This is a genomic window from Rhizobacter sp., from assembly GCA_019635355.1.
GTDB lineage: Bacteria > Pseudomonadota > Gammaproteobacteria > Burkholderiales > Burkholderiaceae_C > Rhizobacter.
On the sequence record JAHBZQ010000001.1, the window covers coordinates 2,545,461 to 2,567,037 of the forward strand.

Annotated in this window: 23 protein-coding genes; 9 read left to right on the plus strand and 14 right to left on the minus strand. The window is 66.3% G+C overall.

The window, feature by feature from the left end; genetic code table 11:
• Positions 1–18: 18 nt before the first annotated feature.
• The 5 genes from KF892_11440 to KF892_11460 all read right to left on the minus strand — a co-directional run bounded on the left by KF892_11440 (position 19) and on the right by KF892_11460 (position 6,344).
• Positions 19–2,403, minus strand: coding sequence for an enoyl-CoA hydratase/isomerase family protein (locus KF892_11440; GenBank protein MBX3625619.1), 2,385 nt, complete (start codon positions 2,401–2,403; stop codon positions 19–21).
• Positions 2,404–2,470: 67 nt separating this feature from the next.
• The gene (locus tag KF892_11445) at positions 2,471–3,328 is read right to left on the minus strand and encodes an alpha/beta hydrolase (GenBank protein ID MBX3625620.1); all 858 of its coding nucleotides are present in this window, start codon (positions 3,326–3,328) and stop codon (positions 2,471–2,473) included.
• Positions 3,329–3,334: 6 nt separating this feature from the next.
• The gene (locus KF892_11450; protein MBX3625621.1) at positions 3,335–3,781 is read right to left on the minus strand and encodes a DUF2147 domain-containing protein; all 447 of its coding nucleotides are present in this window, start codon (positions 3,779–3,781) and stop codon (positions 3,335–3,337) included.
• Between the two features lie 49 nt (positions 3,782–3,830).
• The gene (locus KF892_11455; GenBank protein MBX3625622.1) at positions 3,831–5,621 is read right to left on the minus strand and encodes an acyl-CoA dehydrogenase C-terminal domain-containing protein; all 1,791 of its coding nucleotides are present in this window, start codon (positions 5,619–5,621) and stop codon (positions 3,831–3,833) included.
• Positions 5,622–5,681: 60 nt separating this feature from the next.
• Positions 5,682–6,344, minus strand: coding sequence for a TetR/AcrR family transcriptional regulator (locus tag KF892_11460; GenBank protein MBX3625623.1), 663 nt, complete (start codon positions 6,342–6,344; stop codon positions 5,682–5,684).
• Positions 6,345–6,655: 311 nt separating this feature from the next.
• Between KF892_11460 and KF892_11465 the strand changes: the two genes are divergently transcribed.
• A complete protein-coding gene (locus tag KF892_11465; protein ID MBX3625624.1) occupies positions 6,656–7,213 on the plus strand; it encodes an HNH endonuclease in 558 nt (185 codons plus the stop codon).
• Here the strand turns inward: KF892_11465 and KF892_11470 are convergent.
• Genes KF892_11470 through tal form a run of 3 tightly spaced genes read right to left on the minus strand, consistent with a single transcriptional unit; the run spans position 7,210 to position 10,381 of the window.
• Positions 7,210–7,824: an HAD family phosphatase gene (locus KF892_11470; protein MBX3625625.1), complete on the minus strand. Its 615-nt coding sequence runs from the start codon at positions 7,822–7,824 to the stop codon at positions 7,210–7,212. The two genes, KF892_11465 and KF892_11470, sit on opposite strands and share 4 nt — an antisense overlap.
• Entirely contained in the window at positions 7,821–9,419 is a 1,599-nt protein-coding gene (pgi, locus tag KF892_11475; GenBank protein ID MBX3625626.1) for a glucose-6-phosphate isomerase, read from the minus strand. The genes KF892_11470 and pgi overlap by 4 nt, the downstream gene beginning before the upstream one ends.
• An 11-nt stretch (positions 9,420–9,430) precedes the next feature.
• On the minus strand, positions 9,431–10,381 hold the full coding sequence (gene tal / locus KF892_11480; protein MBX3625627.1) for a transaldolase: 951 nt from the start codon (positions 10,379–10,381) through the stop codon (positions 9,431–9,433).
• Positions 10,382–10,531: 150 nt separating this feature from the next.
• Here tal and zwf point away from each other — a divergent pair, with 150 nt between their 5' ends.
• Together zwf and KF892_11490 are read left to right on the plus strand one after the other, a co-directional pair.
• Positions 10,532–11,977, plus strand: coding sequence for a glucose-6-phosphate dehydrogenase (zwf, locus tag KF892_11485; GenBank protein ID MBX3625628.1), 1,446 nt, complete (start codon positions 10,532–10,534; stop codon positions 11,975–11,977).
• A 5-nt stretch (positions 11,978–11,982) separates the two neighbouring features.
• On the plus strand, positions 11,983–12,852 hold the full coding sequence (locus tag KF892_11490) for a MurR/RpiR family transcriptional regulator (protein ID MBX3625629.1): 870 nt from the start codon (positions 11,983–11,985) through the stop codon (positions 12,850–12,852).
• 7 nt (positions 12,853–12,859) lie between these two features.
• Here the strand turns inward: KF892_11490 and KF892_11495 are convergent, their stop codons facing one another.
• The 6 genes from KF892_11495 to KF892_11520 form a co-directional block, all read right to left on the minus strand.
• Positions 12,860–13,159 carry an STAS domain-containing protein gene (locus KF892_11495; GenBank protein ID MBX3625630.1) on the minus strand — a complete coding sequence of 100 codons (300 nt, stop codon included), beginning with the start codon at positions 13,157–13,159 and terminating at the stop codon, positions 12,860–12,862.
• A 13-nt stretch (positions 13,160–13,172) separates the two neighbouring features.
• Entirely contained in the window at positions 13,173–13,802 is a 630-nt protein-coding gene (locus KF892_11500; protein MBX3625631.1) for an ABC transporter substrate-binding protein, read from the minus strand.
• Positions 13,803–13,931: 129 nt separating this feature from the next.
• Positions 13,932–14,744: a VacJ family lipoprotein gene (locus KF892_11505; protein ID MBX3625632.1), complete on the minus strand. Its 813-nt coding sequence runs from the start codon at positions 14,742–14,744 to the stop codon at positions 13,932–13,934.
• A complete protein-coding gene (gene mlaD, locus KF892_11510; GenBank protein ID MBX3625633.1) occupies positions 14,744–15,250 on the minus strand; it encodes an outer membrane lipid asymmetry maintenance protein MlaD in 507 nt (168 codons plus the stop codon). Before mlaD ends, KF892_11505 begins: the two co-directional genes overlap by 1 nt.
• A 15-nt stretch (positions 15,251–15,265) precedes the next feature.
• Positions 15,266–16,048, minus strand: a complete 783-nt coding sequence (mlaE, locus tag KF892_11515; protein MBX3625634.1) for a lipid asymmetry maintenance ABC transporter permease subunit MlaE — start codon at positions 16,046–16,048, stop codon at positions 15,266–15,268.
• The gene (locus KF892_11520) at positions 16,048–16,842 is read right to left on the minus strand and encodes an ABC transporter ATP-binding protein (protein ID MBX3625635.1); all 795 of its coding nucleotides are present in this window, start codon (positions 16,840–16,842) and stop codon (positions 16,048–16,050) included. The genes mlaE and KF892_11520 overlap by 1 nt, the downstream gene beginning before the upstream one ends.
• A 454-nt stretch (positions 16,843–17,296) precedes the next feature.
• Here KF892_11520 and KF892_11525 point away from each other — a divergent pair, with 454 nt between their 5' ends.
• From KF892_11525 to KF892_11550, 6 genes are all read left to right on the plus strand, one after another.
• Positions 17,297–18,031, plus strand: a complete 735-nt coding sequence (locus KF892_11525) for a DUF3108 domain-containing protein (GenBank protein MBX3625636.1) — start codon at positions 17,297–17,299, stop codon at positions 18,029–18,031.
• Between the two features lie 146 nt (positions 18,032–18,177).
• Entirely contained in the window at positions 18,178–18,639 is a 462-nt protein-coding gene (locus KF892_11530; GenBank protein ID MBX3625637.1) for a prepilin-type N-terminal cleavage/methylation domain-containing protein, read from the plus strand.
• Entirely contained in the window at positions 18,633–19,274 is a 642-nt protein-coding gene (locus tag KF892_11535) for a GspH/FimT family pseudopilin (protein MBX3625638.1), read from the plus strand. The genes KF892_11530 and KF892_11535 overlap by 7 nt, the downstream gene beginning before the upstream one ends.
• A gap of 1 nt (position 19,275) precedes the next feature.
• Positions 19,276–19,677 carry a prepilin-type N-terminal cleavage/methylation domain-containing protein gene (locus KF892_11540; GenBank protein ID MBX3625639.1) on the plus strand — a complete coding sequence of 134 codons (402 nt, stop codon included), beginning with the start codon at positions 19,276–19,278 and terminating at the stop codon, positions 19,675–19,677.
• Positions 19,678–19,685: 8 nt separating this feature from the next.
• Entirely contained in the window at positions 19,686–20,924 is a 1,239-nt protein-coding gene (locus KF892_11545) for a PilW family protein (GenBank protein ID MBX3625640.1), read from the plus strand.
• Positions 20,921–21,571 (plus strand): hypothetical protein, encoded by a 651-nt coding sequence (locus KF892_11550; GenBank protein ID MBX3625641.1) that lies wholly within the window; start codon positions 20,921–20,923, stop codon positions 21,569–21,571. Before KF892_11545 ends, KF892_11550 begins: the two co-directional genes overlap by 4 nt.
• Positions 21,572–21,577: the final 6 nt, after the last annotated feature.

The following is a 21,577-nucleotide window of genomic DNA, read 5'->3' on the forward strand; positions in this document are numbered from 1 at the left end:
TCCTTGTGAGGCCGCTGTTTAGTTGCGCACCGGCTTGCCGGTCGAGAGCATGCCCATCGCGCGTTCCTGCGACTTCGGGTGCTCCAGCAACGCGCAGAAGTGCTTGCGCTCCAGCGTCATCAGGTATTCCTCGGAGACCAGCGAGCCTGCGTCGACGTCACCGCCGCAGACCACGTCGGCGATCAGCGAGCCGATGTGGAAGTCGTGCTGGCTGATGAAGCCGCCGTCGCGCATGTTGACCAGCTGCGCCTTGATGGTGGCAATGCCGTTGCGGCCCGCCACCGGGAACACGGCCTTGGCCGGGGCGCGGTAGCCGCTTTCGAACATGCTCTTCGCTTGTTGCGAAGCGACGTAGAGCAGCTCGTCCTTGTTGGGCACCACAATGTCGCTCCACAGCATGTAGCCGTTCTTGCGGTTCTCGATCGCGCTCGTGCCCACCTTGGCCATCGCGGCGGCGGTGAAACCTTCGGTCAGGAACTTGAGGATGTCGGCATTCGCGTTCGCAGCGCTGGCCATCTCGGCCGCACGGCGAGCGATGTAGGTCAGGCCGCCACCGCCGGGGATCAGGCCCACGCCCACTTCCACCAGGCCCATGTAGCTTTCCATCGCGGCCACACGCTTGGTGGTGTAGACGGCGATCTCGCAGCCACCGCCCAGCGCAATGCCGCGCACCGCTGCGACCACCGGCACGGCGGCGTAGCGCATGCGCAGCATGGTGTCCTGCAGCTTCTTGATCATGGGGGCGATGCCCTTGGAGCCGCTCTTCATGAAGACCGGCAGCATCGACTCGAGGTTGGCGCCGGCCGAGAACACGTCGTCGGGCGACCAGATCACGAGGCCCTTGTACTTGGCTTCGGCAACTTCCACCGCCTTGGCCAGGCCGTCGATCACGCCTTCGCCGATCAGGTGCAGCTTGGAGGTGATGCTGAGGATGAGCACCTCGCCATCGAGCGTCCAGGCGCGCACTTCGTCGTTCTTGAACTCTTCGGTGCCCGACTTGAGCGGGTCGACCGCGCCCGAGCCGAACAGCGCTTCGGGGAAGTGCTGGCGCTCATAGACGGGCAGCTTGCTCTTGGGCAGGTACTTGTTCTGCGACGCGCTCCACGAGCCTTCGGCGGTGTGCACGCCATCGCGGCCATCAAAGACCCACGCGGGCAGCGGCGCCTTGCTCAGCGCCTTGCCGGCGTCGATGTCGGCCTTGACCCATTCGGCGACCTGCTTCCAGCCGGCCTGCTGCCACAGCTCGAACGGGCCCTGGTTCATGCCGAAGCCCCAGCGCAGCGCGAGGTCAATCTCGCGCGCCGAGTCGGCCACGTCGGCCAGGTGCACGGCGGCGTAGTGGAAGCCGTTGCGCAGGATGGCCCACAGGAATTGCGCCTGCGGGTTGGTCGATTCACGCAGCAGCTTCAGGCGCTCGGCCGGGGCCTTCTTGAGCATGCGGGCGACGATCTCGTCGGCCTTGCCGCCGGCGGGCACGTACTCGCCCTTGGCCGGGTCGAGGCGCTGGATGTCCTTGCCCACCTTCTTGTAGAAGCCGGCGCCGACCTTCTGGCCCAGCGCGCCCTTCTCGATCAGCGCGGCCACGGCCTTGGGCGTGGCGTAGGCGCCGTAGAAGGGGTCGTCCTTCAGGTTGTCCTGCATCGTCTTCATGACGTGGGCCATCGTGTCGAGGCCCACCACGTCGGCGGTGCGGAAGGTGCCGCTCGACGCACGGCCGAGCTTCTTGCCGGTGAGGTCGTCGACCACGTCATACGAGAGGCCGTAGTTCTCGGCTTCCTTCATCGTGGAGAGCATGTTGGCGATGCCGACACGGTTGGCCACGAAGTTGGGCGTGTCTTTCGCGCGCACCACGCCCTTGCCGAGCGCGGTGGTGACGAAGCTTTCGAGCTGGTCGAGGATCTCCGGGCGCGTGGTCGGGGTGGGGATCAGCTCCACCAGGTACATGTAGCGCGGCGGGTTGAAGAAGTGGATGCCGCAGAAACGCGGCTTGATCTCTTCCGGCAGCACTTCGCTGAGCTTGGTGATGCTCAGGCCCGAGGTGTTCGACGCGACGATCGCGTGCGGGGCGATGAACGGGGCGACCTTGGTGTACAGGTCGAGCTTCCAGTCCATGCGCTCGGCGATGGCCTCGATGATGAGGTCGCAGTCGCGCAGCTGCTCGAGGTGCTCTTCGTAGTTGGCCTGCTGGATCAGCGCGACGTCTTCGGGAATGCCCAGCGGCGACGGCTTGATCTTCTTCAGGCCGTCGACCGCCTTGGTGACGATCCCGTTCTTCGGGCCTTCCTTGGCCGGCAGGTCGAACAGCACGACCGGCACCTTCACGTTGACGAGGTGGGCGGCGATCTGCGCGCCCATCACGCCGGCGCCGAGCACGGCGACCTTGCGGACATTGAATCGACTCACGGTCTTCTCCTTGGAACGGGTTTTCTAAGCGGTTGAGAGAGAAAGGTTGTTCTTGTTCTGACGCGGCTCAGTCGGCGGCGAGGAAATCGCGCACCGCAGGCCAATAAATCTCGGGCTCGCCGCGCAGGCCGTGGGTGTGGTCAGCGCGTGCTAGGGTCAGGCGGCTGAGTTGCGCACCGCGGGGTGCCGCGGCTTGCAGGCGGTCGCCGTGGAACACTGGCGTCCAGGTGTCGCCACGGCTGTGGATCAGCAACAGGCGCGACGACGGTTTCAGGTGCTGGATGTTCCATTCCGCGCGCAGGCCACGCTCCATCGCCGGGGCGAAGAAGCGGCCGACCTGCAGCACGGCGTGGGCAAACGGGTACGCCTTCCAGAAGAGCGGCAAGGTGGCGGCGCAGGACTCGGCCACGACGCGGTCGAAGGGGTAGTCCGCATGCGGCATCGCATTGAGCGCGTGCATGGCGCCGAACGAGGCCCCCATCGCATGCACGGGCAGGCCCGGGAAGCGGCGACGCGCCCACTGCCCTGCGGCCACCATGTCGGCGGGCCAGTCGAAGTTGGTCGACGGGCTTTCACCAAAGCCGTTGAAGTCGAACAGCACGACGTGGAAGCCTTCGTCGAGCAGCTTCTGCGCATGGCCGTGGCGCAGCCAGAAGCCTTTGCTCGCCAGGCCCATCGGGTGGGCGCAGACCACCACGCCGCGCACGCTCGCCGACGTCTCGGCGACGACGGCCGCGAGTTCGGCATGGCTGCCGCTGGCGATCCTCACCTGCTGCCAGCCCTCGGCGGGCACGCCCTGCGGCCAGCGCCAGGGCTTCATGAAGCGGCCGAAGAACGGCTTCTTCAGCTGGCGATGCCACCACCAGCGGGCGCCGTTGCGACCGCTCGTCATGCCGTGCCAGGCGGCACCTGCGATGTCACCCATGGCGGGTCACTCGACGCGCACCCAGGTCTGCGAACGGCCGATCATCGGCGTGCCGATGTAGCCCCGCACTTCGAGCTTCTTGTTGTCGGCCGACGGCCGCAGGCGAAGCTTGTAGGTCTTGCCGTTGGCCGGGTCGAGCACGGTGCCGCCGTCCCACTGCGCGGCTTCCTCGGGGTTCTTCTTGGCGCCGGCAATGATGGTGAGGCCGACGATCGGCTTGCCCTTGAGCTCGCCATGGCATTCGTCGCACACCGCGTCGGGCTTGACGGCCGGGTCGAGCAGCTTCTCGATCTTGCCGACGACGACACCACCGCTCTCGGTGATGCGCACGAGCGACTTCTCGACCTTGCTCTTCTCGTCGATGCTCTTCCACAGGCCCACGGGGGTTGCGTTCTGCGCGAACGCCACGCCCGAGACCATCAACGCGGCCGCAGCCGCCAGCAGCTTCTTCATCGCCTGTCTCTCCTGGCTTTTTGTAGATGGAAACGAAAGCGCGGCCAGCTTAGAACAATGCCTCGTCCATCTCCATCAGCGGCTTCAAGCCCGCGCGTGCGGTGCGGATGAGGCTGGCGGTCTCGGGCAGCAGCTTGGCGAAGTAGAAGCGCGCGGTGGCGAGCTTGGCGGTGTAGAACGGGTCGCCCGAGCCTTGTTTCTCGAGCGCGACCTTGGCCATGCGGGCCCAGAAGTAGCCCATCACCAGGTGGCCAGCCACACGCAGGTAGTCGACGGCGGCGGCACCCACTTCGTCTTGATTGCCGAACGCCTTCATGCCGATCTCGGTGGTGAGCTTCACGACCTTCTCGCCCAGCTCGGCCAGCGGGTTCACGAACTCCTGCATGGCTTCGTTGGTGCCTTCGGCTTCGACGAACTCGGTGACGATCTTGCCGAACTTCTTCAACTTGGCGCCGTTGTCACCCAGCACCTTGCGGCCCAGCAGGTCGAGCGACTGGATGGTGTTGGTGCCCTCGTAGATCATGTTGATGCGGGCATCGCGCACGTACTGCTCCATGCCCCATTCCTTGATGAAGCCGTGGCCGCCGTAGACCTGCATGCAGTGCGAAGTGGAGATCCAGGCGTTGTCGGTCAGGAAGGCCTTGACGATGGGGGTGATGAGGGCGACCAGATCACCGCACTCCTTGCGCACGTCTTCATCGTCGCTGCTCAGTTCCTTGTCGAGCTGCAGCGAGGTCCACATGCCGAGCGCGCGGCCGCCTTCGGCGTAGGCGCGGGCGGTGAGCAGCATCTTGCGCACGTCGGGGTGCACGATGATGGGGTCGGCGGGCTTGTCAGCCGCCTTGGGGCCGGACAGGGCACGCATCTGGATGCGGTCCTTCGCGTAGACGACGGCGTTCTGGTACGCCACTTCGGTCAGGCCCAGGCCCTGGTTGCCCACGCCCAAGCGGGCCGCGTTCATCATCACGAACATGGCGGCGAGGCCCTTGTTGGGCTGGCCCACGAGCGTGCCGACGGCGTTTTCGAGCACCAGCTGCGCAGTGGCGTTGCCGTGGATGCCCATCTTCTCTTCGAGGCCGGCGCAGTAGATGCCGTTGCGCTTGCCCAGGCTGCCGTCGGCGTTGACCAGGAACTTGGGCACGACGAAGAGCGAGATGCCCTTGGAACCGGCGGGTGCGTCGGGCAGGCGGGCCAGCACGAGGTGCACGATGTTGGGCGCCATGTTGTGCTCGCCGGCCGAGATGAAGATCTTGGCGCCGGTGATCTTGTAGGTGCCGTCAGCTTGCGGCTCGGCCTTGGTGCGCAGTAGGCCGAGGTCGGTGCCGCAGTGCGGCTCGGTCAGGCACATGGTGCCGGTCCATTCGCCGCTCGTGAGCTTGGGCAGGTAGGTCTTCTTCTGCTCTTCGGTGCCGTGGGCGTGCAGCGCTTCATATGCGCCGTGCGACAGGCCGGGGTACATCGTCCAGGCCTGGTTGGCCGAGTTGAGCATCTCGTAGATGCACTGGTTCACGGTGACGGGCAGGCCCTGGCCGCCATAGGCGGGGTCGCAGCTGAGCGAAGGCCAGCCACCTTCCACGTACTGCTGGTAGGCCTCCTTGAAACCCTTGGGAGGCGTGACCTCGTGCGTTTCCTTGTTCAGCGTGCAGCCCTCTTCGTCGCCGCTGCGGTTGAGCGGAAAGATCACCTGCGACGCGAACTTGCCGCCTTCTTCGAGTACCGCGTTGATGGTGTCGGCGTCGATGTCCTTGTGCGGAGGCAGCGCCTGCAGCTCGCCTGCCACATTGAACACCTCATGCATGAGGAACTGCATGTCGCGCAGAGGCGGGTTGTACTGGGCCATGGTGAAACTCCTTGAATGTTGGAATCGAACGGAAAGTGAAACGGAGAACAGCTGCTCGGGTTATCGGCGAGCGGCGCGTGCCGCTTGACGCTGCGGGGTGGTGTAGTAACTCACCACCCGCTCGAAGCCGATGCGCGCGCGGTCGAGGGCACCCGGCAGGCGCAGGAAACGGGCGTCGTGGTGGACGGCCAGGATGTGGCCGTGAATCTCGAACAGCATCTGCTGGGCATCGGTGTCGTCACGCAGGTGGCCTTCTTCGATGGCCATGCGGATCGCGCGTTCCAGCGCGAGGTGCCAGGCGCGCACCATTTCCACCAGCGCATCGCGCACCGGGCCGGGCCGGTCATCGAACTCCACCGCGCCGCTGATGTAGATGCAGCCCGAATCGAGCTCGACCGACACCCGCTTGATCCAGCGCTCGAAGAGCGCCCGCAGGCGCGGCATGCCGCGCTCTTCGCGCAGCGCGGGGAAGAACACTTCCTCTTCGAACTTGGCGTGGTACTCGCGGATGACCGAGATCTGCAGCTCTTCGCGCGAGCCAAAATGGGCGAACACGCCCGACTTGCTCATTTGCATCACATCGGCGAGCGCACCGATCGACAGGCCTTCCAGGCCCATGTGCGACGCCAGACCCAGGGCAGCCTCGAGGATGGCGGCGCGGGTCTGCTGGCCTTTCTGCAGTTGCCGCGGGGTGTCGCGCAGCGAGCGGGGGTTGGCACTCATGGGTCGTCGTGCAACAGAAATGAAACGAACGATCGTTCTATTCTTACCGACCTGCCCGGCAGAAAGCGAGCCCTTCGTGCGCTGTTTGTCACCTTTTTCTAGGCGTTGTCGCCTAAGAGACTGAAGCACGGGCGAGGGATCAAGGGTTAACCCTTGCTTGGTCACGCGGCCGCCCCACCGGTGCAGGGCGACTCCATCGCTCCGGCGCGTGATCGCTTGATGACACTGTGGCGCCGCCACAGCGAGGCCCCTCCCACCGCTATTGAGCGACTGGCAATGAATGGATTACTCTCGGTCAAGGAGATTGATCCGTGGAAGTGCTGCAACTCGATGTGTCCGGCCGCCCGCAATCGTGGATCTCGGCCAAGGAAGCGGCGGTCATCTATGCCAGCGACGGCATCGCCTGGACCCTCGGCGATGCGTTCTACGTGCTGCGCGGTGGCATGCAACGCCGCACCGGCCTTCAATCGCGCATCGAAGTGCACCCGATCATCGCGGTGCGCGGCGCCATCCCCAGCCGCGCATGGCGGCAGACGCCCGCGCTCTCCAACCCCAAGCTCTTCGCCCGTGACCGCCAGGTCTGCGCCTACTGCGCCGGGCATTTCCACACCGACGACCTGACGCGCGAGCACATCGTGCCCACGTCGCGTGGCGGCCACGACACGTGGATGAATTGCATCACCGCCTGCCGCGCCTGCAACGGCCACAAGGGCAACCGCCTGCCCGAAGAGGCCAACATGACGCTGATGTACCTGCCCTACGTGCCGAGCCTCCACGAGGACATGATCCTGCGCGGCCGGCGCATCCTCGCCGACCAAATGGAGTTCTTGCTGGCGAGCGTGCCTCGCCACAGCAGGCTTCGCTCCTAGCCGATCGCCTCCAGGTCGGCCTCGACCTGTTGCGCCGTGATGAACTGGATCGCGTGCCAGCCGTGCGCGCGCGCGATCTCCACGTTCTTGGCCACGTCGTCGATGAACACCGTCTGCGAGGGCTCGATGCCGAAGCGCTTCGTGGCAAGTTCGAAGATCTCGGGCTCAGGCTTGATGAGCTTCACGCGCGACGAGAACACCCCATCGGTGAAACGCGAGAAGAACTCGTGCGTGCTCTCCAGGTGCACCGCGTAGGGCTCGGGCATGTTGGACAGGAAGTACAGCCGGTGGCCGTTCTCATGCAGGCGATGCAGGAGGTCGACCGTTTCCTTCTGCGCCTCGAGTTCGCCCGGCACCGCGTCGATCACGGCCTGCACTTCGCCCAGCTCAAAACCCAGGCGCTCGGCGATCAGCGGTGCCAGCTCCGGCACCTCGATCGTGCCGCGGTCGAAGCGGCCCCAGTCGCCTTCGTAGTTCTGGAAGAAGTCGGCCACCAGCTGCTGTGCCGCGGCTTCGTCGACGGCGCGGTGCGGCAGCGTGCGCTTGAGCAGCTCCTTGGGGCGCCACTGGAAGACGACGCCGCCGAAGTCGAACACCACGTGCATCTTCATGCGCGCAGTCTGGTCATCAGGCCGGCGGTGGACGCGTCGAGCCCGTCGGTGTCACCCGAAGCGAAGCGCGGCAGCAGGTCGTTGCACAAGGCCTTGCCGAGCTCCACACCCCATTGGTCGAAGCTGTTGATGCCCCACAGCACGCCGGCGGTGAAGACGCGGTGCTCGTACATCGAGATCAAGGCGCCCAGGCTGCGCGGCATGAGCTCGTCGAGCATCAGCGTGGTGCTGGGCCGATTGCCGGGGAAGGTGCGGTGGCGTGCGACGGTCGCGGCATCCAGCTCGCGCGACGCGGTCGGTGCCTTCTCGCCCAGCGCCTGCTCCGTGCTCTTGCCCAGCATCAGCGCCTGGCTTTGCGCCAAGCCGTTGGCCAGCAGCTTGGTGTGCAAGTCGGCGAGGCCATGCGTCGGCCGCTTGACGAGGATGAACTCGACCGGCACGACGTCGGTGCCCTGGTGCAGCATCTGGAAGTACGCATGCTGCCCGTTGGTGCCCGGCTCGCCCCAGACCACCGGGCTGGTGCCGTAGGGCAGGCGCGCGCCGGTGAAGTCGACGCACTTGCCGTTGCTTTCCATCTCCAGCTGCTGCAGGTAGGCCGGCAGGCGGCGCAGGCCCTGGTGGTACGGCGCGACGCTGCGGCTCGTGAAGCCGTGGAAGTTGCGGTACCAGACGTCGAGCAGCCCCAACAGCACCGGCAGGTTCTGCGCGAGCGGTGCCTCGGCGAAGTGGCGGTCCATCGCGTGCGCGCCGGCCAGCAGGGCGCGGAAGTGGTCGGCGCCGATGGCGAGCGCAATCGGCAGGCCAATGGCCGACCACATCGAATAGCGGCCCCCTACCCAGTCCCAGAAGCCGAAGGTGGTGTCGATGCCGAACTCGGCTGCGGCCTTCACGTTGGTGGTGGTGGCGACGAAATGCTTGTGCGTGTCGGTGCCGCCGTGCTCCAGGAACCAGGCCTTCGCCACCTGGGCGTTGGCCATCGTCTCCTGTGTGGTGAAGGTCTTGCTCGCGATGATGAAGAGCGTCTCGGCCGGCTTCAGCTCGCGCAGCACCGGCGTGATGTCGTGGCCATCGACGTTGGAGACAAAGTGGAAGCTGAGCCCGCGGTGGCAGAAGGCATCGAGCGCCGGCACCACCATCTGCGGGCCGAGGTCACTGCCGCCGATGCCGATGTTGACGATGTGGCGGATGCCGCTCTTCGCGGTGTCGCGCACCGTCTCCACAAACGCGAGCATGCGGTCGAGCACCTCGTGCACCTCGGCGTTGAAGGCCGAACGGCCACGCGGGGCGCGCAGCGCGGTGTGCAGCACGGCGCGGCCCTCGGTGAGGTTGGCCACGTCGCCGCGCAGCATGGCGTCGCGGCGTGCTTCGAGCCGGCATTCGGCGGCGAGGTCGAGCAGGAAGCGCTGCGTCGCCACGTCGATCAAATTCTTCGACAGGTCGGCAAACACCTCGGGTGCCTCGACCTTGAAGGAATCGAAGCGGCCGGGGTCGCGGGCGAAGGCTTCGCGCAGGTCAAGGTCGCGCCCGTGCGCCTCGAAGTGCCCGGCCAGTGCGGCCCAGGCTTCGGTCTGGTCGCAGCGAGGACCGGCGGTCATCGAGGAGGTCGTCACTTGAGCCCCTCGATCATCTTGTCGAGCTTGATTGCGTCGGCCGCAAACGCGCGGATGCCTTCGGCGAGCTTTTCAGTCGCCATCGCGTCTTCGTTCAAGGCGTAGCGGAAGCTGGCTTCGTTGAACGTGACCGCGTGGATGCTGGACTTGCGGGCGCTTTCGGCGTCGAGCCGGCGCACGATGGGCGCGTCGCTGGCCTGCAGCTGCGCGAGCAGCTCGGGGCTGATGGTCAGCAGATCGCAGCCCGCCAACGCCACGATCTGGCCGACGTTGCGGAAGCTCGCGCCCATCACCTCGGTGTCGATGTCGAACTTCTTGTAGTAGGTGTAGATCTGCGTCACCGACTTCACGCCGGGGTCGTTGACGCCCGCGTTCGCGGCCTCGTCCCAGCCGCTGCCGGCCGACTTCTTGTACCAGTCGTAGATGCGGCCGACGAAGGGCGAGATGAGCCGCACGCCGGCATCGCCGCACGCCACGGCCTGGCAGAAGGAGAAGAGCAGCGTGAGGTTGCAGTGGATGCCCTCGTGCTCGAGGATGCGCGCGGCCTGGATGCCTTCCCACGTGGCGGCAATCTTGATCAGCACCCGCTCGCGGCCGATGCCTGCGGCCTCGTACATCGCCATGATGCGGCGCGCCCGCTGCACGGTGCAGGCGGTGTCGAAGCTCAGGCGCGCATCGACTTCGGTCGACACACGGCCCGGCACCACCTTCAGGATCTCGCGGCCGAAGCGCACCAGCACCTCGTCGACCACCTGTTCCATCGGCTGGCCCTTGTGCGCGGCCACGGTTTCGGCCAGCAGCGGCGCATATTCGGGCTGCTGCACGGCCTTGAGGATGAGCGAGGGGTTGGTGGTCGCGTCGCGCGGGGCGAACGCGCCGAGCTGCTTGAAATTGCCCGTGTCGGCGACGACCGTGGTGTGCTGTTTGAGCTGATCGAGTTGGTTCATGGTGAAGGCCTGGTGCGACGTTGACGATGATTAGAACCCGAGCCCGCGGTGGGGTTCTCGAAGCCCCCGCGTGTTTGACGGCTCAACGAAACAGGGGCATCATCCGCGATGAAACAAAGTTACATCCTAGCGCACGGCTAGGCACTGCAGATGTCCTTCGATCTGGTTTTTTTCGGTGGTACCGGCGACCTCACCTGGCGCAAGCTGATGCCGGCCTTGTTTCAAGCCTTCCGCCACGGCAAGCTGCCGGCCGGCGGGCGCATCCTCGCCGTCGCACGAGACGAGCAGAGCGACGAGAAGTACCGCGCCTGGCTCAAGGAACGCTTCCAAGACGTGGAAGGTGCCAAGCGCCCGAGCGACGAGGAGTTCGCCCGCTTCGCCGAGCTGCTGCACTACCTTCGCATGGACCTCTCGCAGCCGGCCGACTACGCCCGGCTGAAGACCTGGCTGCAGGCGCGCAATGCCGACACGGCGGTGCTCTACCTCGCCACCAGCCCGCACCTCTTCCCGCAGATCTGCGAGCAGCTGGGCGCGGCCGGGCTCAACGCCCCGCACATCCGCGTGGTGCTCGAAAAGCCGCTCGGCCATGACCTCGCCAGCGCCCAGGAGATCAACCGCGTGGTGCGCTCGGTGTTCAGCGAGACGCAGGCCTTCCGCATCGACCACTACCTCGGCAAACCCTCGGTGCAGAACCTGATGGCGCTGCGCTTCGGCAACGTGCTCTTCGAGCCGCTGTGGCGCCGCGAGAGCATCGCCAACATCCAGATCACGCTGGCCGAAGGCATCGGCGTGGGCACGCGCGGCGACTTCTACAACCGCACCGGCGCGCTGCGCGACATGATCCAGAACCACGCGCTGCAGCTGCTCACGATGGTGGCAATGGAGCCGCCGTCGAGCCACGATGCCGATGCGATCCGCGACGAGAAGCTCAAGGTGCTGAAATCGCTGAAGCCCTTCACCGAAGAGTCGGTGGCGCGTGACGTGGTGCGCGGCCAGTACCGCGCCGGCACGGCAGGCGGGCAGTCGGTGCCCGGCTACCAACAGGAGCAGAAGGTGCCGGCGGGCAGCACCTGCGAGACCTTCGTGGCGCTGCGCACCGAGATTCAGAACTGGCGCTGGGCCGGCGTGCCCTTCTACCTGCGCACCGGCAAGCGGCTCGCCGCGCGCGATGCGCAGATCGTCGTCAACTTCCGCCCCACGCCGCACAACATCTTCCCGGGCGTGAGCCAGCCCAACAAGCTCGTGATCAAGCTGCAGCCGGAGGACGGCCTCGAGCTGCACCTGCTCGCCGCCAAGGGCACGGGCCAGCAGGAGATGCTCGCGCCGGTGTCGCTCGACCTCGACTTCGACAAGGCCTTCGCCGAGAACCGCGTGGGCGCCTATGAGCGCCTGCTGCTCGACGCGATCGCCGGCCGGCTCAACCTCTTCGTGCGCAGCGACGAGCAGGAGCAGGCGTGGCGCTGGGTCGAGCCCATCCTGCAGGCCTGGGCGAAAGACACCACCGGCCCGCGCCCCTATGCGGCCGGCACCTGGGGCCCGGCCGCGGCGAGCGCACTGGTCGCCCGCGACGGCTTCGCCTGGTCCGAGGAACAATGAGTTCCATGCTCGATCGCATCCGCGCCTCCCTGCCCGCCCTGCCGCCCGCCGAGCAGCGCGTGGCCAAGCTGCTGCTCAACGACTCGCGCAGCTTCGCCACCCTGCCCGTCAGCGAGCTGGCCAAGCGGGCCCACGTGAGCAAGCCGACCGTGGTGCGCTTCTGCCGCAGCGTGGGCTACGACGGGCTGGCCGACTTCAAGCGCAAGCTGGCAGGCAGCGTCAACGAAGGCGTGCCCTTCGTGCACCGTGCCGTCGATGAAGACGACAAGGTCGACGATGTGATCGTGAAGGTGATCGACAACGCGGTGAGCGCCTTGCTCAAGTACCGCAACGATGCGGCGGGCCTCGCCTTCGACCGCGCGGTGGCCGCGCTCGTGGCGGCCGGCAAGGGCGGCCGACGCATCGAGTTCTACGGCGTGGGCAATTCGGGCATCGTGGCGCAGGACGCGCAGCACAAGTTCTTCCGCCTGGGCGTGAATGCCGCGGCCATCAGCGACAGCCATGTGCAGGTGATGAGCGCCACCATGCTGCAGCCCGGCGACTGCGCGGTGATCATCTCCAACTCGGGCCGCAGCCGCGACCTGATCGACGTGGCCGAGATCGCGCGCAAGAAGGGGGCGACCACCATCTTCATCACGACGAGCGGCTCGCCGCTCGCGGCCATGGGGCAGTCGGGATCGCAGCAGGTGCTGCTGCCGGTCGACCACCCGGAAGACTTCGACCGCTACAGCCCGATGGTGTCGCGACTGCTACACCTCTTGGTGATCGACATCCTTACCACCAGCGTGGCGCTCAAGCTCGGCAAGGAGCTGCGCCCCATGCTGCAGGACATCAAGCGCAACCTGCGCAGCAAGCGCTACGCGGTGCCGAGCTGAAGTTGCGTCAAGCCGCCTGGTCGTCGGGCGGCATCAGGAGCACGTCGACGCCATAGAGGCGTGCCAGCTCCGCCAGCTTCTTGGGTGCATTGCGCACCGCGAAGCCCTTGCGCCAGCCCGTGGCCAGCCGCTGGCATTCCAGCAGCACGGCCAGGGCCGACGAGTCGAACTGCTGCAAGCCCGAGGCGTCGATCATCACGACCGACTGGTGGGCCTGCGACTGGGCTTCCTGCTGCAAGGCCTGCGACAGCATGCGCTGCGCATCGCGGGCCTCTTGCAGCGTGACGGTGGCGGGCAGTACCAGCATCGCGTTCGGCCGTTCAGCTCTTGGCGCTGGCCGACGCCTTGTTGCGCTCGGCCAGCTTGGCGATCAAGCCATCGATGCCGCCCGCGCTGATCTCCTGCGCGAAGGTGTTGCGGTAGTTCTCGACCAGCCAGATGCCCAGCACGTTGACGTCGTAGATCTTCCAGCCGTCGCCGGCCTTTTCGAGGCGGTAGTCGAGCTGGATCGGGTCGCCCTTGCCACGGATCTCGGTGCGCACCAGCACCTCGGTGTCACCGGCGGCAGCCCGCAGGGGCTTCATCTGCACCGTCTGGTCCTTCACTTGCGCCAGCGCACCGGAATACGTGCGCACGAGCAGCGTCTTGAATTCGTCTTGCAGGCGCTTCTGCTGCTCGGGTGAGGCCTGGCGCCAGTAGCGGCCCACGGCGGAAGAGGTCATGCGTTGGAAGTTCACATGCGGCATGACCTTCTGTTCGACCAGCTGCATGACCTTGTTGACGTCACCCGCCTGGATGGACTTGTCGGCCCGTGCGGCTTCGAGCACTTCGTTGGAGACCTGCTTGACCAGCGCATCGGGGGCCTGCTGGGCAAACGCCGTGCCCGACGCTGCGGCCGCTACGGCCAGCGCCGAGACCCATGTCATGAAACGTCGACGAAGAAGAAGCATTGGAAATCCTTTCAGGGCTCGCGCCATGCGGCACGGTCCAAGTTGGAGACACGTGTGCCGGCTGAGTTCAACGATCAACGCGGCGGCGGGCGCCGCGGTTGGCAGCATTACACAACAGCAACATGCGCCTCAGCGGCTCGCCTCCGACGGGGCCGAGGCTCCAGACGCTGCCGGCGCAGGGGCTTTGGGTGCCGGCTCGGCGGGCGGCTCGGCGTCGTCTTCCGGCTCTTTCTCTTCAGGCGGATCGCCGTCGTACACGAGGTTGCGGCGGCGTTGCAGATAGGCATCGCGCACGAACACGTATTTGTCGAGCGCGATGTCGTTGAGCATGCCGGTTGCCCCGAGCAGGTTGGCTCGCTGGTTGACGGCCTGCAGCCCGGCGGTGGCGAGCTTGGCGGTGTTGCTGTGCATGGCCAGGGCCGGCGAGACCTGCACGTCGAGCGGCAGGGCGATGGAGTCGCGCAAGGTCGAGGGGCCGATCACCGGCCACACCACGTAGGGGCCGGGCGCCATGCCCCAGTAACCGAGCGTCTGGCCGAGGTCTTCACCCTGGCGATCGGCGCCGAACTCGCTGGCCACGTCGAGAAAGCCACCCAGCCCGAACAAGGTGTTGGTGCCCACGCGCACCATGTCCTGCAGGCCGTTGCTGAACTTGCCCTGCAACATGTTGTTGACTGCCGACCACACGTCGGACACGTTGCCAAAGAAGTTGTTGACGCCCCGGCGCACCGGCTCGGGCACGACCTTGGTGTAGGTCGTGGCGGCAGGCTTCAGCACGGCCTCGTCGACCTTGTCGTTGAATTTGTAGACCTTGCGGTTCCAGCGCTCCCACGGGTCGATGCGCTCGGAGCGCGACACCGGGCCCGACGGTGTGCTCGTCGTCGCACAGCCGGTGAGCAGCACCACCCACAGTGCCGCGAGCACGAGTGACAGTCTGCGCATCACTTCTTCGTGCCAGCGGGGGCCGGTGACGGCGCCGGGGCAGGCGATCCGGCGTCGGCCGCCTTGTTGTAGAGGAACTGGCCGATGAGGTTTTCGAGCACCACGGCCGACTGCGTCTGCGTGATGACGTCACCCGGCGCCAGGTTCTTCTCCGACGCGCCCGGCTCCAGGCCGAGGTACTGCTCGCCCAGCAGGCCGGCCGTGAGGATCTTGGCCGAGCTGTCTTTCGGGAACACGAACTTCTTCTGCATCTGCAGCACCACGCTCGCCTGGTAGGTCTTGTCGTCGAAGCCGATCGACTCGACACGCCCCACCACCACGCCAGCGCTCTTGACCGCGGCGCGTGGCTTCAGGCCGCCGATGTTGTCGAACTTCGCGGTGACCGGGTAGGTTTCATCGAAGTTCAGCGTCAGCAGGTTGCCGGCCTTGAGTGCGAGGAAGAGCACCGCCGCCGCACCGACCATCACGAAGAGGCCCACCCACAGGTCCTGACGCGCTTTCTGCATGTCGTCTTTCTCCCATCAAATCGAAAACATCATCGCCGTCATGACGAAGTCCAGCGCCAGCACCGAGAGCGAGGCCATCACCACCGTGCGCGTGGTGGCGGCCGACACACCTTCCGGCGTGGGGCGGCAGAAGTAACCCTGCAGCAAGGCCACGAAGGTGACCGTGAAGCCGAACACCACGCTCTTGATCACGCCATTGCCGACGTCGGCCCAGACCTCCACGCCGCCTTGCATCTGCGACCAGAACGCCCCTTCGTCGATGCCGATCATCTTCACCGCGACCAGCCAGCCGCCAATGATGCCCACGGCGCTGAAGACCGCGGCCAGCAGCGGCATCGCGATCACGCCGGCCCAGAAGCGCGGTGCCAGCACCCGCTTCACCGGGTCGACGGCCATCATCTCCATCGCGGCGAGCTGCTCACCGGCCTTCATGAGGCCGATCTCTGCCGTGAGCGAAGTGCCGGCGCGGCCCGCGAAGAGCAGCGCCGTGACCACCGGGCCGAGCTCGCGCACCAGCGACAGCGCCACCATCAGCCCCACGGCCTCGGTCGAGCCGAAGTCCGACAGGATGTAGTAACCCTGCAGGCCGAGCACGAAGCCAACGAAAAGGCCTGAGACGGCAATGATCGACAGCGACAGGTTGCCGAGCAGGAACACCTGCGTCACCACCAGCTGCAGGCGCCGGAACGTGGGTGCCACCAGCGCGACGAGGCGCACGAAGAGGCGTGCGGCGACGCCGATGTCGACCAGCTTGGTGCGCACCTGCTGGCCCACACGGGCGGGGTGGAGCCAGCCGATCATGCGCGGCCTCCCAGGCCGAAGTCTTCGGCCACCGGCACCGCCGGGTAGTGGAAACGCACCGGGCCATCCGACTGACCGCCGACGAACTGGCGCACGAGCGGGTCGTCGCTCGCCCGCATCTCGGCCGGTGTGCCTTGCGCCGCGATGCGGCCGTTGGCGATGAAGACCACCTGGTCGGCGATGAGGAAGGTCTCGTCGACGTCGTGCGAGACCACGATGCTGGTCACGCCCAGGGCATGGTTCAGGTCCTTGATCAGCGTGGCGGCCACGCCCATCGAGATCGGGTCCAGGCCGGCGAAGGGCTCGTCGTACATGATGAGGTCGGGGTCGAGCGCGATCGCACGCGCGAGCGCCACGCGCCGCGCCATGCCGCCCGACACCTGCGAGGGGAGGAGGTCGCGCGCGCCGCGCAGCCCCACCGCGTTGAGCTTCATCAGCACCAGGTCGCGGATCATGGCTTCCGACAGATCGGTGTGCTCGCGCAGCGGAAACGCGACATTCTCGAAGACGGACAGGTCGGTGAAGAGGGCCCCGAACTGGAACAGCATGCCCATGCGCCGACGCAGGGCATACAGCCCCTTGGTGTCGAGCGTGGCCATGTCGACACCGTCGAACATGACCTGCCCGCTCATGGGCTCGAGCTGCCGCCCGATCAGGCGCAGGACGGTGGTCTTGCCGCCCCCGGAAGTGCCCATCAGCGCGAGCACCTTGCCGCGGGGCACGGTGAGGTTCACGCCTTCGAGAATGACCCGGTCGCCGTAGCCGCAGGTGACGTTGCGCAGTTCGATCATCGCGATGGGCCTGTTGACTCCTGGAGCAGGTTTGAGGATTTGCGGCTCGCGCTGACAGGCGGACCGCTTTGAAGGACGCCCGGCATCGCAGAGGCCGGCGCGGCGCAGAGAATGTAGCGCAGGCGCGCATGACCTTGCTGCCGGTCTCGCGGCCCGGCGCATTCTCACCAGGATGGCAACCTCGAGCGATTTTTTGCGATACCCCTTCAAGGCGGGCCGCTCTGTGGCCGTGGCGCTTCTGGTCGTCGCCGTCTCTCTCGGGCACGTGTCGCTGCCATGGCTGTTGCAATACAGCAGCCGGCAAATCCAGTTCACGTCTAGCTTGCCGCCGGAGGCCGTGACGGTGGTCACGCTGAAAAGCGTTCCTGACACATCACCCGCCGCACCACCCGTCGTCACAGCGAAACCCGACACGCCGCGCCCACCGGCTACCCGGAGCACACCTGCGCCACGAGTGTCGACACCGCAGGCCGCCCCGGCCTCCGCGGCAGCCGCCGCGCCTGCGACCGCTGCGTCGGCCGCACCGCTGGACGACACCGGAGGGGAAGCCGCGTTGCTCTACGCCTTGAGTGGCCAGTTCGGTGGCCATGCCGTCGGGGGCAGCGCCACCTTGCAGTGGAAGCTCGAGCCGAGCGGCTACCTCTTGTCGCTGCAAGTGACGGGATCGCGGCAGTTCAAGACCGTCTTCGCATGGGAACTCAGGACACGCGGCCGCTCCTCCAGCGGAAGCATGCACCCCGATGTCTATGAAGAAGAGCTGCGCACCGCGGGCGAGGGCCAGCAGTCAGTGGCGGTGCCGTTTTCGGACAGCCCCACGCACGACCCCGGGGCCGGCCCGAGACTCGACCCCTTGAGCGCATTGCTGAAGCTGTGCAACGACCTGCACCTGCGCCATCAAGAGGAAGCATCGCAGCCCTACCCCGTCGTTGTGCGACTGGGGAGCCGCAGCCTGCACCTGAGCTTCGCGCGTGAAGGTGAGGAAGAGCTGCCCACCTCGTGGGGAAACCTGCGCACCGAGAAATACGTCACGAAGTATCCCAACGAGTTCTACATCGGCCCCCGCGTCACGCTGTGGCTGGCACAGGGCTTCCGCCACGCACCCGTGCGGGTGAGGGTCGAAGAGCAAGACCTCGCCAGGCTCGATTTCGACCTGCTGTCCGAGCCGGTCGCCTTTCCCGCTTGGCGTTAGGGCCCGGCGCCCCGGCAAGAGCTGCGCCGCCGTCCGTCGGCCACAAGCTGCCTCCCGTCGAAACGCCCGCGACGGGCCTTGTCGCCGTCACTATGCTGGCCACATTCAGAATTTCTCCCCATTCCGCCATGAACAAGGGCCTTCAGATGTCGACCGACCACCACGCCGCCTCCCGTTTCGCCCGTGGCTTCACGCTGATTGAAGTGATGATCGTGGTGGCCATCGTGGCCATCCTGGCCACGGTGGCGCTGCCGAGCTATCGGGACTACATCCTGCGCGGCCACCTCGTCGATGGCACCAATGGTCTCCTGACGATGAGAGCCGACATGGAGCGTTACTTTCAGGACAACCGCACCTACGCATCGACCGGGGGCTTCAACCCGCCCTGTTTGACCCCTCGCATCACTGACGCTTTCACCGTGAGCTGCGAAGCGGCTCCTGGCGCCTCCGCGTATGTCCTGACAGCTCGAGGCCGGAATGCCGCGAATGGCTTTGTTTTCACGCTCACCCAGGTCGACGCCCGCGACACCACGGGGATCCCGACTGGCTCCAATTGGGGCGTGCCGAATTCCGGCTGCTGGCTCATGAAGCGGGGCCAAACGTGCTGAGCCCCAACGTGCGTCGCCCGCGTGCCGGCGGCAGCGCCCATCCGCGCGGATTCACCCTCATCGAATTGGTGATCACCTTGGCGCTGTTTGGCTTGCTCTTCAGCCTGGCGCTGCCGTCGTTGAGCACCTGGATCCGCAACAACAACATCCGCAGCACCGCCGAGATCTTGCAAAGTGCCCTGCGGACTGCGCAGCAGGAAGCCGTGCGTCGCAACCGCACGGTGGTGTTCTTCCTGACCTACGCCACGCCGATGATGGGTGCACCGGCAGGGTTCGGCGGGCGCAACTGGGTCATCCAATATGTGCCCACAGCAATCGACACGCCGGTAGCGCCAGAGCCCGTGGTGCAAACCGGCCGGATGAGCGAAGTCGGCTCCAACAGCGTTTTGGCCCTCGCGACCAATACGCTTGGCAACGTCACCGCCATCTGCTTCAACTCGAGCGGCCGGATGACCACCGCGACCGCGGCGACGACGGGCGTTCCCAACGGCGACTGCAACGCAGCGGTCACCACCTTCAACATCACGCAGGCCACCGGCACCACCGACCGCCCCTTGCGCGTGATGGTCGACATCGGCGGCCGGGTGCGCATGTGCGACCCGAACCGCCCCTCCACCGCCCCTGAGGGATGCTGATATGCAGCGCAGAACTTCCAAACCCCAACAGGCCGGCTTCACGCTGATCGAAGTCCTTGTGGCGATCCTGATCTGCTCCATAGGCCTGCTCGGGCTCGTGGGCTTGCAATCGCGGGCGATGCAGTACTCGGTCGGCGCGGAAGACGTGACCCGCGCTGCGCGACTGGTGGACGAAGCCGTCTGGGCCATCCAGGACCAGGGGACGCTGCCCTTGCGCCAGTCGGCCTACGACGCCTGGCGGCAGCGCGTCCAGGACCCGGCGGTCGGCTTCGCCTACGGGGAAGGCGAGATCGTCCCCGACCCTGCCGTGGCCGGGGTCGTTCGCATCACGATCACCTGGAACCCGCCGGATTCCCCCAACGGCGCGCAGCCTCGCCGCTACACCACGGAAGTGGGCCTATGAGATCCACCATGCATAAGTCCGCCCGACCGGCCTCCAAGGGCTTCTCGCTCATCGAGCTGCTGGTGGCCATGGCCATCGGCCTCGTGGTAACACTCGTGATCACGCGCGTGCTGATGCTGTCCGAAGGCCAGAAACGCACGTCGACGGCGCTCAACGACACTGTCCAATCGGGCGCCTATTCGAGCTTCGTGCTGGAGCGCGCTATCCGGCAAGCCGGCACCGGCTACACCCAGAAGCTCACCGAACTCTTCGGCTGTCGCATCAATGCCGCCAGCGTGACCGCCGGTGGCCCCCTCTTGCCGGCCACTGCCCCCTTCGACGCTCCGTTTGCCGCCGCGGCGCAGATGCGGCGCTTGGCCCCGGTGCTGATCGAGAAGAACGCCGCCGACTCGGGCGGAGAAACCCGCGGCGACGTCATCACCGTGCTCTCGGGTGCGGGCGGCAAGAGCGAAATGCCCATGCGGGCCACGTCGTTCAACCTCGCTCTGCCGATGAGCTTTTCTCTGCCGTTCACGGGCGAGTACAACGTGGGTGACCTCGTTCTCATCGGCGGAGACCGTGCCGCTGGCGGGCAACGGGAATGCATGGTGCAGCAGGTCTCGGCCATTGCCGGCAAATCGCTGATCCTCGGCGGCGATTACTTCACTGCGACGGGGAACACCGTCAACTTCGCCGACTTCGCCACCATGAGCGTCGTGTACGCCGCGCAGATCGGCAAGGGACAGCCGGCCCTGCCCGCACCGCAGACACCGCCGAATCCCCCGCTCTTCCAGATGTTCGCCGTGGGCGACAACAACACCCTCTTCGCTCTCGATCTGCTGAAGACAGGCTCGACCGCGGTGGCCAACCAGCCGCAGCCGGTGTCCGATAACGTGGTCGAAGTCCGTGCCTTGTATGGCATCGACGCCAACTTTGATCACCAGGTCGACACCTGGTGGGACCCGGCCACCTCGCCTTTCACCTATGCCGAGCTGACGAACGGATCGGGCGTCGCCCTCGGCAACCTGAAGCGCATCAGCTCCATTCGCCTCGGCCTGATCACCCGCTCGCCAGTGCAGGAGAAGCTGCGCGACGACGGCACGCCGATCAGCCCCGAACAAGTCGTGTTGTTCCCCGGCCTCACGAGTTCGGGTGGTGCCCAGCTGCAGTACGTCAGAACGCTGACGGCCGATGAGCGGAATTTCCGCTACCGCACCTACGAAACCATCATCCCGTTGCGCAACATGCAATTTGCACCCCTGCCATGAAGATCCGCCCCACGCGAATTCAATCTGGCCGCCCACTCGGCCGCGAACGTGGCGTCGTGCTGCTGTTCGCCCTCATTGCCGTGCTCATCATGATGATCGGCGCGGTGGCCCTGGTCAGGTCGTTCAACAGCTCCCTGCTGAACACCGGAAGCCTGGCGTTCAAGAAAGACCTCGTCCACCGCAACGAAGCGGCGATCGCCCGGGTCATCGCGATGGCCAAGGAGCCGACCCGACTGGCGGACCCGGCCGTTTCCGCAGCGCTGTATCCGACGATGAACTACAGCCCGCAGATCCTGAACTACAACTACCAGGGCATTCCCAACCTGCTGCTGATGAACGACGCCGACTTCAACAGCTCGGGCGTGGCCAACAGCAGCCGCGACATCGTGATCGCCGACGATGGTGTCCGGCTGCGCTACGTGATCGACCGGCAGTGCGACCGAGACGGCGCTCCGTCTAACGACAACTGCGTGACGGGTGCAGGAGGCCCTCCCGGCGGCAGCGCCGACAAGCCGATCCGTGCAGAAGACGCCAGCAGCGGCGGCTCCGGTGCGCTCACGGTCGTGCCGGTCTACAGGCTGTCGATCCGCGCCACCGGCCCGAAGGGCACCCTGGCCTTCTATCAAACCACCTTCACGCTCCAGTGAGGCACC

What these genes read in the sequence shown, in the direction of transcription:
- KF892_11445 (MBX3625620.1), bottom strand. Translation starts at nt 3,328, where the DNA reads ATGGGTGACATCGCAGGTGCCGCCTGGCACGGCATGACGAGCGGTCGC.
- KF892_11450 (MBX3625621.1), bottom strand. Translation starts at nt 3,781, where the DNA reads ATGAAGAAGCTGCTGGCGGCTGCGGCCGCGTTGATGGTCTCGGGCGTG.
- KF892_11455 (MBX3625622.1), bottom strand. Translation starts at nt 5,621, where the DNA reads ATGGCCCAGTACAACCCGCCTCTGCGCGACATGCAGTTCCTCATGCAT.
- KF892_11460 (MBX3625623.1), bottom strand. Translation starts at nt 6,344, where the DNA reads ATGAGTGCCAACCCCCGCTCGCTGCGCGACACCCCGCGGCAACTGCAG.
- KF892_11470 (MBX3625625.1), bottom strand. Translation starts at nt 7,824, where the DNA reads ATGAAGATGCACGTGGTGTTCGACTTCGGCGGCGTCGTCTTCCAGTGG.
- pgi (MBX3625626.1), bottom strand. Translation starts at nt 9,419, where the DNA reads ATGACCGCCGGTCCTCGCTGCGACCAGACCGAAGCCTGGGCCGCACTG.
- tal (MBX3625627.1), bottom strand. Translation starts at nt 10,381, where the DNA reads ATGAACCAACTCGATCAGCTCAAACAGCACACCACGGTCGTCGCCGAC.
- zwf (MBX3625628.1), top strand. Translation starts at nt 10,532, where the DNA reads ATGTCCTTCGATCTGGTTTTTTTCGGTGGTACCGGCGACCTCACCTGG.
- KF892_11490 (MBX3625629.1), top strand. Translation starts at nt 11,983, where the DNA reads ATGCTCGATCGCATCCGCGCCTCCCTGCCCGCCCTGCCGCCCGCCGAG.
- KF892_11495 (MBX3625630.1), bottom strand. Translation starts at nt 13,159, where the DNA reads ATGCTGGTACTGCCCGCCACCGTCACGCTGCAAGAGGCCCGCGATGCG.
- KF892_11500 (MBX3625631.1), bottom strand. Translation starts at nt 13,802, where the DNA reads ATGCTTCTTCTTCGTCGACGTTTCATGACATGGGTCTCGGCGCTGGCC.
- KF892_11505 (MBX3625632.1), bottom strand. Translation starts at nt 14,744, where the DNA reads ATGCGCAGACTGTCACTCGTGCTCGCGGCACTGTGGGTGGTGCTGCTC.
- mlaD (MBX3625633.1), bottom strand. Translation starts at nt 15,250, where the DNA reads ATGCAGAAAGCGCGTCAGGACCTGTGGGTGGGCCTCTTCGTGATGGTC.
- KF892_11520 (MBX3625635.1), bottom strand. Translation starts at nt 16,842, where the DNA reads ATGATCGAACTGCGCAACGTCACCTGCGGCTACGGCGACCGGGTCATT.
- KF892_11530 (MBX3625637.1), top strand. Translation starts at nt 18,178, where the DNA reads ATGTCGACCGACCACCACGCCGCCTCCCGTTTCGCCCGTGGCTTCACG.
- KF892_11540 (MBX3625639.1), top strand. Translation starts at nt 19,276, where the DNA reads ATGCAGCGCAGAACTTCCAAACCCCAACAGGCCGGCTTCACGCTGATC.
- KF892_11545 (MBX3625640.1), top strand. Translation starts at nt 19,686, where the DNA reads ATGCATAAGTCCGCCCGACCGGCCTCCAAGGGCTTCTCGCTCATCGAG.
- KF892_11550 (MBX3625641.1), top strand. Translation starts at nt 20,921, where the DNA reads ATGAAGATCCGCCCCACGCGAATTCAATCTGGCCGCCCACTCGGCCGC.